Source organism: Streptomyces sp. NPDC048197, assembly GCF_043202395.1.
Lineage (GTDB): Bacteria > Actinomycetota > Actinomycetes > Streptomycetales > Streptomycetaceae > Streptomyces > Streptomyces siderophoricus.
Genome location: NZ_JBIDAJ010000062.1, coordinates 13,290 through 27,975, shown reverse-complemented (window position 1 = coordinate 27,975; position 14,686 = coordinate 13,290). Strand labels below are relative to the sequence as shown.

At 73.1% G+C, this 14,686-nt stretch carries 10 protein-coding genes; 1 reads left to right on the top strand and 9 read right to left on the bottom strand.

From position 1 onward, the window contains the following. Positions 1-89: 89 nt before the first annotated feature. The 5 genes from ACGF4C_RS38335 to proB all read right to left on the bottom strand — a co-directional run bounded on the left by ACGF4C_RS38335 (position 90) and on the right by proB (position 5,246). Entirely contained in the window at positions 90-1,214 is a 1,125-nt protein-coding gene (locus tag ACGF4C_RS38335; RefSeq protein ID WP_393573134.1) for a hypothetical protein, read from the bottom strand. A gap of 107 nt (positions 1,215-1,321) precedes the next feature. Next, complete coding sequence (locus ACGF4C_RS38330; protein WP_201809628.1) at positions 1,322-1,954, bottom strand: hypothetical protein; 633 nt, start codon at positions 1,952-1,954, stop codon at positions 1,322-1,324. Between the two features lie 87 nt (positions 1,955-2,041). After that, positions 2,042-3,310: a glutamate-5-semialdehyde dehydrogenase gene (locus tag ACGF4C_RS38325; RefSeq protein ID WP_393573131.1), complete on the bottom strand. Its 1,269-nt coding sequence runs from the start codon at positions 3,308-3,310 to the stop codon at positions 2,042-2,044. Between the two features lie 73 nt (positions 3,311-3,383). After that, positions 3,384-3,881 (bottom strand): hypothetical protein, encoded by a 498-nt coding sequence (locus ACGF4C_RS38320; RefSeq protein WP_393573129.1) that lies wholly within the window; start codon positions 3,879-3,881, stop codon positions 3,384-3,386. A 246-nt stretch (positions 3,882-4,127) separates the two neighbouring features. Then, entirely contained in the window at positions 4,128-5,246 is a 1,119-nt protein-coding gene (gene proB, locus ACGF4C_RS38315) for a glutamate 5-kinase (RefSeq protein ID WP_393573127.1), read from the bottom strand. 544 nt (positions 5,247-5,790) lie between these two features. Between proB and ACGF4C_RS38310 the strand changes: the two genes are divergently transcribed. Next, entirely contained in the window at positions 5,791-7,887 is a 2,097-nt protein-coding gene (locus ACGF4C_RS38310) for a hypothetical protein (protein WP_393573125.1), read from the top strand. Between the two features lie 196 nt (positions 7,888-8,083). Here ACGF4C_RS38310 and obgE read toward each other — a convergent pair whose 3' ends face one another. The 4 genes from obgE to ACGF4C_RS38290 form a co-directional block, all read right to left on the bottom strand. After that, positions 8,084-9,520, bottom strand: a complete 1,437-nt coding sequence (gene obgE / locus ACGF4C_RS38305) for a GTPase ObgE (RefSeq protein WP_393573123.1) — start codon at positions 9,518-9,520, stop codon at positions 8,084-8,086. A 221-nt stretch (positions 9,521-9,741) separates the two neighbouring features. Then, positions 9,742-9,999, bottom strand: coding sequence for a 50S ribosomal protein L27 (gene rpmA / locus ACGF4C_RS38300; RefSeq protein WP_030413829.1), 258 nt, complete (start codon positions 9,997-9,999; stop codon positions 9,742-9,744). 14 nt (positions 10,000-10,013) lie between these two features. Then, complete coding sequence (rplU, locus tag ACGF4C_RS38295) at positions 10,014-10,334, bottom strand: 50S ribosomal protein L21 (protein WP_030413828.1); 321 nt, start codon at positions 10,332-10,334, stop codon at positions 10,014-10,016. A gap of 296 nt (positions 10,335-10,630) precedes the next feature. Continuing rightward, positions 10,631-14,467, bottom strand: coding sequence for a ribonuclease E/G (locus ACGF4C_RS38290; RefSeq protein ID WP_393573120.1), 3,837 nt, complete (start codon positions 14,465-14,467; stop codon positions 10,631-10,633). Between the last annotated feature and the right edge of the window lie 219 nt (positions 14,468-14,686).

Sequence of the window (14,686 nt, the reverse complement as noted above, 5' to 3'; positions counted from 1 at the left end):
TCGGACGAACTCCCACTCAGCATCGGATAGTTCATGGCGACGTATCACCCGACCATGGTCCACCACCCGAGATCATTTGAAGACACCCCCTAGCGGATCGGGTGGGCCGGCTTCGGCTCGGCGGACGGCGCCAGCTGACCGCACAGCGAGGGGTTGGCCCGGTCCCTGGCGTAGGGGTCGGTGCCGGCCGGGCGGTCGCTGCCGGCGTGCTGTCCCGCGAAGAGCGGGTGCAGCGCGTCGGCCGACCGCGCGGAGCAGGCCAGCGGTCCGGCCTGCAGGCTGCTCTGCAGCACCTCCAGGCGGTGGTCGGTCAGGTCGTCGCGGCCCAGCCGGAAGTGCATCTCGCGCCGCACGGTGACCAGCGAGGCCGCGCCCGGGGTGGCCTTGCCGACGTCCTGGCCGGCCGCGGCCCGCTGCGCGCCGGAGGCGGGCCGGACGGCGTAGACGAAGGTGTAGTCCGCGGTGACCTCCAGCGCGTCCGGGCTCAACTCCGCGGCGGACAGCGTGCCGTTGACCCGTACGTTCCGGTCGGCGAGCCGGGTCTGCTTCGGGTCGAAGCGGACCAGCCAGCCGGTGGCGGCGTTCCGGCCGTTGTCGTCCGGGTGCGCCAAGCTGCGGTCGAACTGGTCGAGTTGGCCGGTGTCGAGCAGCAGCCGCAGCGGCCGTACGGAACCGCCGGTGAGGGCCTCCGGGTCCAGCGAGGAGCGGACCAGGTAGTCCTTGGCGATGGTCAGCGCGGAGACGATCTGGCCGTCGGAGAAGTGGTCGGTGCGGGAGACCGTGGGCAGGTTCACGCCTGCGGCGCCGATCCGGTAATTCGCCGCGGGGCTGTGCGCGAAGAGGTCCTCGGGCGTCCCGCCGGGCACCTCCCCGCTCGGCGCGAGCGGCACGACGGCCGACCGCAACGGCTGCACCCGGGGCGGTTCCGGGGTCTTGTAGGGGTGCCGGATGCCCATGTAGACGGCGGTGCCGAAGGCCAGCACGATCAGCAGCACCAGGAGGATCGCCTGCCGGGAGCCTCCCAGCCGCATCCAGGCGCGGCGGGTCTTCACCGCGGGTGCATGGTGCTCGCCGAGCCGTTCGTCGGCGGAGAATTCCTGCAGCCGCGCAGCGCGCACGAACGATTCGTCGAACACGACGGATCGGTACTCGTCCTCACCGCCTCCCGGGGCGCCGTTGGGCGTCCCTTCGGGAGGGTCACCAGGCCCGGTCATACAACAAGAGTAGGTCGGCCGGGGCGAAGGTAAACGCCGGGGCGGCGGGCAACTTCAGCGCACCGTCCCGTTTCGGGCGCCCCGGTTGCGGGCAGCGCGCGACGGCGTCATTGTGCCCGGGTGCCGGCGGAGAACGACGGGCGCACGGTCTCGGCGGACGGCAGCGACGGCAGGCCGGGGCGGGCCGTACGGACGCTGTCCGCGCCGCCGGTGGCCGGGGCGTCGACACCGCTGGACGTCGGGGCCGGCGCCGGGCTCTGGTTGCGCCCGGACGCACCGCGGAAGACGGCGCTGAAGGCCAGCGCGACCAGCCCGATGCCCATGACCACGGCCAGCACCCAGGCCACCGGGCGGTGCCAGCGGGTGCTGCCGCGGTAGGGCCGCAGCGAGCCGCCGTAGGGGCCGTACGGGCCGTGCGGCCGGTCGTCGTACTCGTCGTCCTCGTACCCGCCGTACGCACCGTGATGCCGCGGGTCGCCGTACGCGTCGGGGTCGTCCGGGCCGTCGCCGTCGGGACCGAAACCGGCGGTCGAGCGGGCCGCTTCGGCCTCGGCGCGCGCCTCGGCGGCGGCCAGCATCCGCTCGACCGCCGAGGGCTCGTGGATCCGCGCGGACCGGACGAATTCCTCGTCGAAGACCACGGAAGCGAATTCCTCATCCGCTTTTCCGTGGCTCCCGTGGTGGTGCTCGTCGGGCTCTTCGCCGTCCGGGAACGGCGTGCCCCCCACGTCGTCCGGCACCCGTCCAGGTTAGCCCCGGGGGGCCATTTTGGGCAGGGAGAAAGCACAGGGAACGGGGCGGCGGGGAGGGGAAATCCGGGGTCGGCGTCAGCGGGTGTGGCCGTCGCCGGTGACGATGTATTTGGTGGAGGTCAGTTCCGGCAGGCCCATGGGGCCGCGGGCGTGCAGCTTCTGGGTGGAGATGCCGATCTCGGCGCCGAAACCGAACTGGCCGCCGTCCGTGAAGCGGGTCGAGGCGTTGACCGCGACGGTGGTGGAATCCACCAACTGGGTGAACTTGCGGGCCGCGGCCTGCGAGGTGGTGACGATCGCCTCGGTGTGCCCGGAGGTCCAGCGCCGGATGTGCGCGACCGCCGCCTCCAGGTCGGGCACCACGGCGGCCGCGATGTCGTACGAGAGGTACTCCGTGGCCCAGTCCTCGTCGGTGGCGGGGGCGACCAGCCCGGGCCCGGCCTGCTGCCAGGCGGCGTCGCCGTGCACGACCACCCCGGCCTGGGTGAGCGCCTCCAGGGCGCGCGGCAAGAACTTCTCGGCGATACCGGCGTGCACCAGCACGGTCTCGGCGGCGTTGCAGACGCTGGGCCGCTGGGCCTTGGAGTTGATCAGGATGTCGATCGCCATGTCGAGGTCGGCGGCCTCGTCGACGTAGACGTGGCAGTTGCCGGTGCCGGTCTCGATCACCGGGACGGTGGACTCCTCGACGACCGTACGGATCAGCGAGGCACCGCCGCGCGGGATCAGCACGTCGACCAGGCCGCGGGCGCGCATCAGCTCGCGCACCGAGTCGCGGCTCTCGCCGGGCACCAGCTGGACGGCGTCGGCGGGCAGCCCGGCGCTCCGGACGGCGTCGCGCAGCACGTCCACCAGGGCGCTGTTGGAGGCGTAGGCGGAGGACGAGCCGCGCAGCAGCACGGCGTTGCCGGACTTCAGGCAGAGGGCGGCGGCGTCCACCGTCACATTGGGCCGGGCCTCGTAGATGATGCCGATCACGCCGAGCGGGACCCGGACCTGGCGCAGGTCGAGGCCGTTGGGCAGGGTCGAGCCGCGGACCACCTCGCCGACCGGGTCGGGCAGCGCCACGACCTGGCGGACGTCCGCGGCGATCGCCGCGATCCGCTCCGGGGTGAGGGTGAGCCGGTCCACGATCGACTCGGCGGTGCCGGCCTCCCGGGCCTTGGCGACGTCCCGGGCGTTGGCGGCGACGACCTCCTCGGTCCGCTCCACCAGGGCGTCGGCGATGGCGAGCAGCGCGGCGTCGCGGGCCGTCCGCGGCAGTGGCGCCAGGACGGCGGCCGCCTCCCGCGCACGGCGGGCGGTGTCGAGGACGGGCGAGGTCTGCGATGCGCTGCTGGTCATGGCCGCAAGCCTATCGGGCGGGCAGGCCGCGGCCAGGGGCCATCTCACAGCGCGGAACACATCGGGCCGCCGGTCAGAAGGGGTGGACGCCTACGGGTGCGGCCGGTGGCGGTCCGTAACCCTCGGCGATGCGCTGGTGGTACGTCTCACGGTCGATGACCTCCAGGCCGACGATCTCCCACGGGGGCAGCTTGGCCGTCGAGCGGTGCTCGCCCCAGAGCCGCAGGGCGACCGCCGCGGCGTCGTGCAGGTCGCGGGCCTCCTCCCAGTAGCGGATCTCGGCGTGGTCGTTGGCGTAGCGGCTGGTCAGCAGGAAGGGATGGTCGTGCGCGAGCTGCTCCAGCGCCCGCCGGACCTCCCGCAGCGGGGCCTCGGCCCCGGAGACGCTGAGGGTGATGTGCCAGAGCCGGGACGCTTCCCCGCGGTCGCTCTCCGTGGTCAGCCGCGCGGTCCCGCTGCGCTCCCCCAGGTCCTCGTCCTCGGGCCGGCCGGCGGCCGGGCCGGGTCCGACGCTGGTCAGTGTGCGCTCCGCCGTCCCTCGGGGCGGTGCCCCTGGGCGCCCTCGTCTCACCGGCGGCCTCCTGTGGTGCGAATTGCTGGCCCCGGGCGGTTGCGGGGCCGACTGGGTGGTACGTCGACGGGTGCGCTTGCGCGCGCTGGGCACCCCTCCCCTGTGGCGCCCCGCAACAAAGTTGACCAGTCCGCGGGCCGTCGCGGGGGCGTTTTTGCGAAGCTCTCGCGGGAAAAGACCGGCCGGTGCACCGCGGGCGGGGCGGTGTGCCGGTGCCGTGCCGGGCGCCGGCGGGGTCCGGCGGCGTCAGTGGTGCAGCAGCACCAGATCGTCGCGGTGCACGACCTCCCGCTCGTAGGCGGGGCCCAGCTCACGGGCGAGATCGCGGGTCGAACGGCCAATCAATCGGGGGATTTCCCGGGCGTCGAAATTGACCAGCCCGCGGGCGATCGCCCGGCCCCCGCCGTCCCGCAGCTCGACCGGGTCGCCGGCCGAGAACTCGCCCTCCACCGCCGCGATACCGGCGGGCAGCAGCGAGGAGTGCCGCTCCACCACGGCCTGGACCGCCCCGTCGTCCAGGACGAGCGCGCCGCGCGGGGTGGAGGCGTGCGCGAGCCACAGCAGCCGGTCGGCGGAGCGGCGCCCGGTCCGCAGGAAGTGCGTGCCCGTGGGCCCGCCGGCCAGCGCCTCCGCGGCGTGTACGGCGGAGGTCAGGATGACCGGGATGCCGGCCGCGGCGGCGATCCGGGCCGCCTCGACCTTGGTGACCATGCCTCCGGTGCCCACGCCGGCCTTGCCCGCGCTCCCGATGGAGACGCCTTCGAGGTCCTTGGGACCACGGACCTCGGCTATCCGCGAGGTGCCCGGGGTGGCCGGGTCGCCGTCGTAGAGGCCGTCCACGTCGGACAGCAGGATCAGCAGGTCGGCGCGGACGAGGTGGGCGACCAGCGCGGCCAGCCGGTCGTTGTCGCCGAAGCGGATCTCGTCGGTGGCGACCGTGTCGTTCTCGTTGACGATCGGCACGGCGCCCATGGCCAGCAGCTGGTCCAGGGTCCGGTAGGCGTTGCGGTAGTGGGCCCGGCGGCTGGTGTCGTCGGAGGTCAGCAGGACCTGGCCGACACGCCGGCCGTAGCGGGCGAAGGAGGCGGTGTAGCGGGCGACCAGCAGGCCCTGGCCGACGCTGGCGGCGGCCTGCTGGCGGGCCAGGTCGCGCGGCCGCCGGTCCAGGCCCAGGGGGGCCAGACCGGCCGCGATGGCACCGGAGGAGACCAGCACGATCTCCTTGTCCTGGTGCTTGGCCAGCACGTCCACCAGCGCGTCGACCCGGTCCGCGTCCAGTCCGCCGGCGGCCGTGGTCAGTGAGGACGAGCCCACCTTCACCACGATCCGCCGGGCGTGAGCGACGTCCTGCCTTGCGCCTGCCACCTGCTGTACCCCTGTACTGCTCGCCTGTTTTCCGGCCGCCGTACGGGTGGTCCCCCGACCGTCCCGTACACGTCCCTACGGGCGCAATCTACGGCAGTGCGGCCCGCCGGCGCGTGCCGATATCGCCTGGCGGACGCCCGGTGGGACGGCGACTTGCCGGCCGGAGTGGCGAACGCCACCGTGCAGTGGCGGGGACGCCCGGGTGGTGAACACCACCGTCAAATGGCTGGAACAATACGGAGGAACGCCCTCCGGTCCGCCCGCCGTACAGGTCCGAAGGCTTCTTCCCGCGGCCGTATTTACTGCATTTACCGCACCCACCCCCGAATTCCTTAAGACGGGCGGAACGACCAAGAGGTTGCGTTCGATTGGTCCGCTTTCGCGGTGATGAGAGCCACAGCAGATTGTCACCAAGGCCAACAAGGTCATACGGTCGGGTGTCCATCGGTCCCGTTTCGCCGCTCCGGCGGCGTCGCAGCGCGGGACCCGGCCGCCCCACTTCGGCCTCCCCCCTGACCTTCTTTGCTGCCAGGAGCCCTCCCCCGTGCCTTCCGCCGGAATCGTTCCCCGCCGAGCCGTACAGCTCGCGGCACTCCTCGCGATGATGCTCGCGTTCACCGCCCAGCTCGTCGGTGCGCTGCTGCCCGTCATCCCGCTGTTCATCGCCGCCTCCGTGGTCAACCTGGGTCTCGACCTGGTCCTGCAGCACAAGCAGCCCGGCCTGCTCGCCGTGCTGGGCCGGATCCGGTTCGACGTCACGGTGCGCCAGCTGCTGCGCGACATGCTGATACTGGTCGGCCTGCTGCACATCGACGGCATCAACCCGCTGGAGGAGCAGGCGCCGCTCACCATCACGCTGCTCCTCTTCTACGGCACCCACTTCGTGTGCCAGGCGGTCGCTGTGCTGGTCCGCCGGACCCGCAGCCTGCCGTTCGTGACGCGCAACATCGACGCCGGCGAACTGCGGCTGTGCGACGCGCCGCCGCGGATCCTGTCCCGCCAGACGGGCCGGCGGCTGCTGCGCTTCTCGGTGCCGACCACGATCGGCATGATGGTGACCGCGATCACGACCGACGCCTTCTGGGGCGGCATCGGACTGGCCGTCTCCCTGGCCCTGTCGGCCGGCGGCACCCTCTACCTGGGCACCTGGCTGCTGCCCAAGAAGCGCGTGGTCGCCGAACAGCAGGCGCTGGAGTGGCTGGACAACTGGCTGGCCGAGTACCGGCCGACGGTCGGCATGTACTTCTCCGGCGGCGCCTCCTCCGCCTACCAGGCCAACATGTGGCTGAGCACGCTCGCCTCCCTGGACGGCAACCCGATCATCGTGCTCCGTGAGCGCTTCATGGTGCAGAAGATCGAGGCCACGGACATCCCGATCGTCTGCATCCCGAAGGTCGCCAACCTGATGCGCCTGGAGCACTCCACGCTGAAGGTCCTGCTGCACCCGGCGAACTCCGGCAAGACCTCGCAGATCCTGCGGATCCCGTCGATCAAGCACGCGTTCATCAACCACGGCGAGAGCGACAAGCTCTCCTCCTGCAACCCGTACGCCAAGGCGTACGACGAGGTCTGGGTGGCGGGTCCGGCGGCCCGCGACCGCTACCAGCTCGCCGACATCGGCGTGGAGGACAAAGACGTCGTCGAGGTCGGCCGCCCGCAGCTGTCCCCGATCCGCCCGATCCAGCCCCTCGGCAGTGCCCCGGCCGGCCGGCCGACCACCGTGCTGTACGCCCCGACCTGGGAGGGCTGGGACGGCAACCCGGGCAACACCTCGGTGATCCTGGCCGGCGAGAACATCGTCCGCGAGCTGCTCGCCGACGAGAACGTGCGGCTGCTGTACAAGCCGCACCCGATGACCGGTTCCGTCGACCCGCGGGCGGGCGCCGCCGACACCCGTATCCAGGCGATGATCGCGGAGGCCAATGGCCGGCGCAGCGGTACGCGCCCCGGCCCGGAGGCCGCCGCCGAGCTGGTCCGCCGCGCCCAGGAGCTGGACGCCCTGACCACCTCCGCGTTCCGCAAGAGCGCGGACGAGCTGGAGCGGATGCGGCTGCAGGGGACCCCCGACGAGGGCCGCGCGGCCGCCGTCGCGGACGCGGTCACCGCCTGGGAGGCGGCGTACTGGAACTCCTTCCCCGAGTGGGAGCACCAGATCATCACCACCGCCCGCCCCGGCATCTTCAGCTGCTTCAACCAGGCCGACGTGCTGATCAGCGACGTCTCCAGCGTGGTCTCCGACTATCTGACCAGCGAGAAGCCGTACGCGGTCGCCAACACGTCGGGTATGACCGAGGAGGACTTCCGGGCGAACTTCCCGACCGTCCGGGCGGCGACGATCCTCACGCCGGACGCGGCCGGGGTGGCCGGTCTGCTCGACGCGGTCCGCGACCCGGAGAAGGACACCCTCGTCGCGGCGCGGGCCGAGCTCAAGGAGCACCTGCTGGGCCCGTCGGACCCGCCGTCGTCGGTCCGCTTCAACCGGGCGGCGATGGATCTGTGCACCAAGGCCGACGAGCGCCGCATCCGGATGGAGAACCGGCTCTCCGGCATCCCCGGCCAGCGCTCGCAGGAGGGCGTGGACGGCCCGGAGGCGGCCGAACACGAGGCCACCGGCACCTCGGACGCGACGGCCGGCGTCTAGCCCGCAGAACGCCGTCTGCGGCCTCCGCGGACGGCCCTGAACACCAGCGCAGGCCCCGGGAAGATCTCTTCCCGGGGCCTGCGCTTTGCGTTGGGGGCCAGCGGTCGGCCTGCGGCCCCTTGGTTTTTTCCCCGCCGCCCACCCCCCTTCGGGGGGTGGGCGGGTACATGTGCCTACGCCTGCTGCCTACCCTGCCCTAGAACGGCCGGAAGCCGTCGTACTCCTGGGCGGCCTCGTCGCGTTCCGCGTCGCGGTCGCGGCGGCGCTGGGCGGCCGGGCGGGGCGCCTCGAAGCGGTGGTCCTCGCCGCGCCGGCCCAGCATCTCCGCGCCGGCCGTCATCGTCGGCTCCCAGTCGAAGACCACCGCGTTGTCCTCGGGGCCGATCGCCACGCCGTCCATGGCGCGGGCGCCCGCCTTGAGGAGCGCGTCCTCGACGCCGAGGCGGCTGAGCCGGTCCGCCAGATAGCCGACCGCCTCGTCGTTGTTGAAGTCGGTCTGCCGCACCCAGCGCTCCGGCTTCTCGCCCCGTACGCGGAAGAAGCCCTCGCCCTCCTGCGTGACCGTGAAGCCCGCGTCGTCCACCGCCTTGGGACGGATGACGATCCGCGTGGCCTCCTGGACGGGCTTGGCGGCGCGCGCCTTGGCGACGATGTCGGCCAGCGCGTACGACAGCTCCTTCAGGCCCTGGTGGGCGACGGCGGAGACCTCGAAGACGCGGTAGCCGCGCTCCTCCAGGTCCGGCCGGATCATGTCGGCCAGGTCCTTGCCGTCCGGGATGTCGACCTTGTTGAGCACGACCACCCGCGGCCGGTTCTCCAGGCCGCCGTACTGGGCCAGCTCCTCCTCGATGACGTCGAGGTCGGAGACCGGGTCCCGGTCGGACTCCAGGGTCGCGGTGTCCAGGACGTGCACCAGCACCTCACAGCGCTCGACGTGCCGCAGGAACTCCAGGCCCAGGCCCTTGCCCTGGCTGGCGCCCGGGATCAGCCCGGGGACGTCCGCGATGGTGTAGACCGTGGCGCCGGCGGTGACCACGCCGAGGTTGGGCACCAGCGTCGTGAACGGGTAGTCCGCGATCTTCGGCCGGGCCGCGGAGAGCACCGAGATCAGCGACGACTTGCCCGCGCTCGGGTAGCCGACCAGTGCGACGTCCGCGACGGTCTTGAGCTCCAGGACGATGTCCCGGGCCTCTCCCGGCTCGCCGAGCAGCGCGAAGCCGGGCGCCTTGCGGCGGGCGGAGGCCAGCGCCGCGTTGCCGAGGCCGCCGCGGCCGCCCTGGCCGGCGACGAAGGTGGTGCCCTGGCCCACCAGGTCGGCGAGCACCTCACCGTTCTTGTCGAGCACGACCGTGCCGTCCGGGACCGGCAGGACCAGGTCCTTGCCGTTCTTGCCCTCTCGGTTGTCGCCCGCACCGGGCTGGCCGTTGGTGGCCTTGCGGTGCGGGTGGTGGTGGTAGTCGAGGAGGGTGGTGACGTCCTGGTCGACGACCAGGATCACATCGCCGCCACGGCCGCCGTTGCCGCCGTCGGGGCCGCCGAGCGGCTTGAACTTCTCCCGGTGTACGGAGGCACAGCCGTGGCCTCCGTTACCCGCGGCGACGTGCAGCTCGACGCGGTCCACGAAGGTGGTCATGGTGGGGTGCCTCCAGATGAGCGGGGTGGTCTGGTACTGCGTACTACGGGTTGCCGCCGGGGCGCCGCGGAACTGCGCGGAGCAGCACGGCGCGTACGGCAGCGGGGGCGCGTACGTCAGGGATGTCTCTGTCGTAACACGCGAAGGGCGGACCGGCCTTCCCGCTCACGCGGGAAAAGGCGGTCCGCCCCTGGTGGTGCTGTGTGACGTCCGGGCCCGTATTACTGGGCGACCGGGACGATGTTCACGACCTTGCGGCCACGGTGGGTGCCGAACTGCACCGCACCGGCCTGCAGGGCGAACAGGGTGTCGTCGCCGCCGCGGCCGACGCCCGTGCCGGGGTGGAAGTGGGTGCCACGCTGGCGGACCAGGATCTCACCGGCGAGGACGGCCTGACCGCCGAAGCGCTTCACGCCGAGCCGCTGAGCATTGGAGTCGCGACCGTTCCGGGTGGACGATGCGCCCTTCTTGTGTGCCATGTCTCCTCAGTCCCTTACTTCGCCGGGGCGTCGATGCCGGTGATCTTCAGCGCCGTGTGGAGCTGGCGGTGGCCGATCCGCTTCTTGTAACCGGTCTTGTTCTTGTACTTCTGGATCCGGATCTTGTTGCCCTTGTGGTGGTCCACGACCTCACCCTGGACCTTCACGCCGGCCAGGACCCACGGGTCGCTGGTGACCGCGTCACCGTCGACGACCAGCAGCGTGGAGAGCTCGACGGTGTCGCCGACCTTGCTGGTGGAAATGCGGTCAATCTCGATGACGTCGCCGACAGAAACCTTCTGCTGGCGTCCGCCGGTGCGCACGATCGCGTACACGCGGAACTCTCTTTCGCTTGAAACGGATCCTCTGATGCCAGCCGCTCTCACGGGCTCGGGACGTCCCGTGGAATCCGATCGGACGAGCGGCCTCCCTCGGCGGACCGAGAGGTAGTTGCTCAGAAGTTGGTGGTGTCCTGAAGCCTCAGACACCGACGGTCAAGGTTACGGGGCCTTGACCAGGGGGTCAAACCGGCCCCGGGCCGCCGTGACGGCCCGGGGCGGGTTCGTGACGCTCAGTCCTCCGTCGAGGCCCATTGAGGCCCCGGTGCAGGCACCGGCTCCACCGGAGCGGCTTACGCCGCGCCCTCTGCCTGCGCGACCGAGGGCTGCTCGGCGGCTGCGGTCTTCTTGGCCGCGGCCTTCTTCGTCGTCGCCTTCTTCGTGGTGGTCTTCTTCGTCGTGGCCTTCTTGGCGGTGGTGGTCTTCTTCGCCGCCGCCTTCTTGGCCGTGGTCTTCTTCGCCGCGGCCTTCTTGGCGGTGGCCTTCTTGGCCGTCGCCTTCTTCGCGGTCTTCTTCGCCGCGGGCGCCGCCTCCGGCTCGGCCGCCCCGGCACCCTCGACGGGCTCCGCGGCCGCGGCCGGTGCCTCGGCCTGCTCCACCGCCGGCTCGGCGGCCGGCGTGGCGATCACCACGGTCGCCGCGGAATCGTCGGACACCTCGGGCGAGCCCGCCGGAGCGGTCACCTTACGGGTCACCCGACGGCGCGGACGGGCCGGCGCGGGCTCCGGGGCAGCGGCCTCGGCGGCCGGCTCCGGGGCCGGCTCCGGGGCCGGCTCCGGCTCGGCGGCCTGCGCGGGCGCCGGCTCGGCCGGCAGCACGATCGCGGCGGCCTCCTCGGCGGCGGCCTTGGGGGCGCCCGCCGGGGCGGACACCTTCCGGCTCACCCGGCGACGGCCCCGGCCACGTCCGGCCGCGGCCTCGGCCTCCGCCGGGCTGCTGAACCACTCGTCGGCACCGGCCACCGCGGGCTGCAGCTCGGCCTCCGTCACGGCCACCGGCTCCAGCTCGGGCGCGCCGCCGTCCGGGGTGGGCTCGGCGGCCTCGACCTCGTGGACGTGCGGCTCGGCGGCCTCGACCGGCGCCGCCTTGCCCTTCTTCTTGCGCTTGCCGCCACCGCCGACCGTGGTCGGCTGGTCCATGTGGACGATGACGCCCCGGCCGTTGCAGTGCACGCACGACTCGGAGAACGACTCCAGCAGGCCCTGGCCGACCCGCTTGCGGGTCATCTGGACCAGGCCGAGCGAGGTGACCTCGGCCACCTGGTGCTTCGTACGGTCCCGGCCCAGGCACTCCAGCAGGCGCCGCAGCACCAGGTCGCGGTTGGACTCCAGCACCATGTCGATGAAGTCGATCACGATGATGCCGCCGAGGTCGCGCAGCCGCAGCTGGCGCACGATCTCCTCGGCCGCCTCCAGGTTGTTCCTGGTGACCGTCTCCTCCAGGTTGCCGCCCTGGCCGGTGAACTTGCCGGTGTTGACGTCGACCACGACCATCGCCTCGGTCCGGTCGATCACCAGCGAACCGCCGCTGGGCAGCCAGACCTTGCGGTCCAGCGCCTTCATCAGCTGCTCGTCGATCCGGTACGTCGCGAAGACGTCGACGTCCGAGGTCCACTTCTGCAGCCGGTCGGTGAGGTCCGGCGCCACGTGGGCGACATAGCCGTGGATCGTCTCCCAGGCGTCGTCACCGCTGACGATGACCTTGGAGAAGTCCTCGTTGAAGATGTCCCGCACGACCCGGACGGTCATGTCCGGCTCGCCGTACAGCAGCGTCGGCGCGCTGGAGCTGCTGCTCTTGGCCTTCTTCTGGATCTCTTCCCACTGGGCCTGCAGGCGCTGGACGTCGCGCGCCAGCTCCTCCTCGCTCGCGCCCTCCGCGGCGGTACGGACGATCACGCCCGCGTCCTCGGGGACGATCTTCTTGAGGATCTGCTTCAGCCGGGCCCGCTCGGTGTCCGGTAGCTTGCGGCTGATACCGGTCATCGAGCCCTCGGGCACGTAGACCAGGTAGCGGCCGGGCAGCGAGACCTGGCTGGTCAGGCGGGCGCCCTTGTGGCCGATCGGGTCCTTGGTGACCTGCACCAGCACCGACTGGCCGGACTTCAGCGCGCTCTCGATCCGGCGCGGGCCGTTCGCCATGCCCAGCGCCTCGAAGTTGACCTCACCGGCGTACAGCACGGCGTTACGGCCCTTGCCGATGTCGACGAAGGCGGCCTCCATCGACGGCAGGACGTTCTGCACCTTGCCGAGGTACACATTGCCGACGTACGAGGTGGCCTGCTCCTTGTTGACGAAGTGCTCCACGAGCACGTTGTCCTCAAGGACGGCGATCTGGGTGCGCTCGCCGCTCTGGCGGACGACCATCACCCGCTCGACGGCCTCACGGCGGGCGAGGAACTCCGCCTCGGTGATGATCGGCACCCGGCGGCGGCCCTGCTCACGCCCCTCGCGGCGGCGCTGCTTCTTGGCCTCCAGACGCGTCGACCCCTTGATCGACTGCACCTCGTCGGCGCCGGTGCCCTCGTCCTTCTTGCGGGGCTCACGGACCTTGACGACCGTGCGCTCGGGATCGTCGGCGTGCGTGGCGTCGACCTCGGCGGCGTCCCCGCTGCGACGGCGGCGACGACGGCGCCGGCGGCTGCTGCTGGAGCCGGCGCCCGCCTGCTCGTCCTCGTGCTCCTCCGCCTCCTCGGCGGACTCCGCCTCCCGGTGGCCGGCCTCCTCGGCCTCGGCCTCCTGGGCGCCCTCCTCGGCAGCGGCCTCGGCCTGCTGCTCCTCGGTGCCCTCGGCACTCTCCCCGCGGCGGCGGCGACGGCCACCACGGCGACGGCGGCGCGACGGACGCTCGGCGAACTCGTCCTCGGCCTGGCCGGCCTCCTCGGCCTCGGCCTCCTCGGCGGCCTCCGGCTCCTCCGCGGGAGCGGTGACGGCCTGCTCGGCCTCGACCGGGGCGCCCCGGCGGCGACGGCGCCGCGCACCGGCCGGCGGCTGCTCCTCGGTGACCTGCTCGGTCTCGGCCGCCTCCTGGCGCGCCGCGGCATGGGCGGCCGCGGCGGTCTCGGGGGTCTGGAACATCGGCTCGGTGAAGACCGGCGCCTGGAAGACCGCGGTCGGCGGCCGCTGGGCACGACGGCGGCCGCGCACCGGCGCCTCCTGCGCGGGCTCCTCCTCGGCCCGCGGCGCCTCGGCGACCGGCTCCGCGGCCCGCTCGGTACGGCGGCGGGACCGGCGGCGCGGGCCCTCGGTCTCCTCGGCGGCGGGCGCCTCGGCCTCCGGCGCGGCTTCCGCGGCCGGGAGGGGCGCCTCGGCGGGCTCCTCGGCGGCCTGCGGCGCACCCGCGGGAGCGGTGGCCTTACGGGTGGCGCGGCGGCGGGTACGGGCCGGCTTGGCCTCCTCGACGGCCTCCGCGGCGGCGGGCGCCTCCTCGGCGGCGGCCGGTGCGGCCGGGGCCTCGACGGGCTCCTCGGCACTCACCTGCGGGGCACCGGCCGGAGCGGTCGCCTTACGGGTCGCACGGCGACGCGTACGGGCCGGCTTCGCGGGCTCCTCGGCGACGGGGGTGATCTCTTCCGCCTCCTCGGCCTCCTCGGCCGGCTCGGCCGGCTCATCGAGGGGCGCCTCCGCGACAACCGGCTCCGGAGCGGCCTCTGGCTGCGGGGCCCCGGCGGGGGCGGTCGCCTTGCGGGTCGCCCGGCGGCGGGTACGGCGCGGGGCGGCCTCCTCGGCCTGCGGCTCCTCGGCGGCGACTGCGGCACCGGCCGCTGCCGCTGCCTCGGCAGGAGCCTCCACGGGCGTCTCCGCGGGCGCCTCGGCGGCCGGCTGCGGGGCCCCGGCGGGGGCGGTGGCCTTACGGGTGGCCCGGCGGCGGGTACGGGCCGGCTTGGCCTCGTCGCCGCTGCTCACCGCGGACGCGGTGGCCTCCTCGGCGGCGGCCCGGTCGGCCGTCGGCGCGGCGGGCTCGGTGCTCACCACGGTGGCTGCGGAGGCGTCGCCGGCGACCGGCGGACCGGCCGGCCGGGACGCCGCCCGGCGCCGACGGCGCGGCGGCAGCGTGTCACTGGGTGAGTGGTTGTCGTCCGGACCGCGGTCCGGGGACGACGTGGATTCAGTGGGCTCAATGGGCTCGAGCATGCGGGCGGTTCTCCCGTCACGCTCCCGGGCGCCGCGCCTGGTTCCGGTAGCGGTCCGCGTGATGAGCGCGGGCCCGCTGTCCGGGGCGTGGGCGCCGCACGGGAGCTGTCGTCTCGCTCGCCGGCCCCTTTTTTGGGGTGGGGACCGGCGAAAGTCTCCTGGTCAGTGCGTCTGCCGGACCGGGGTGGCGCCCTGGTTGATCGGCGACGCGACGACGGC

What these genes read in the sequence shown, in the direction of transcription:
- ACGF4C_RS38335 (WP_393573134.1), bottom strand. Translation starts at nt 1,214, where the DNA reads ATGACCGGGCCTGGTGACCCTCCCGAAGGGACGCCCAACGGCGCCCCG.
- ACGF4C_RS38325 (WP_393573131.1), bottom strand. Translation starts at nt 3,310, where the DNA reads ATGACCAGCAGCGCATCGCAGACCTCGCCCGTCCTCGACACCGCCCGC.
- obgE (WP_393573123.1), bottom strand. Translation starts at nt 9,520, where the DNA reads ATGACCACCTTCGTGGACCGCGTCGAGCTGCACGTCGCCGCGGGTAAC.
- rpmA (WP_030413829.1), bottom strand. Translation starts at nt 9,999, where the DNA reads ATGGCACACAAGAAGGGCGCATCGTCCACCCGGAACGGTCGCGACTCC.
- ACGF4C_RS38290 (WP_393573120.1), bottom strand. Translation starts at nt 14,467, where the DNA reads ATGCTCGAGCCCATTGAGCCCACTGAATCCACGTCGTCCCCGGACCGC.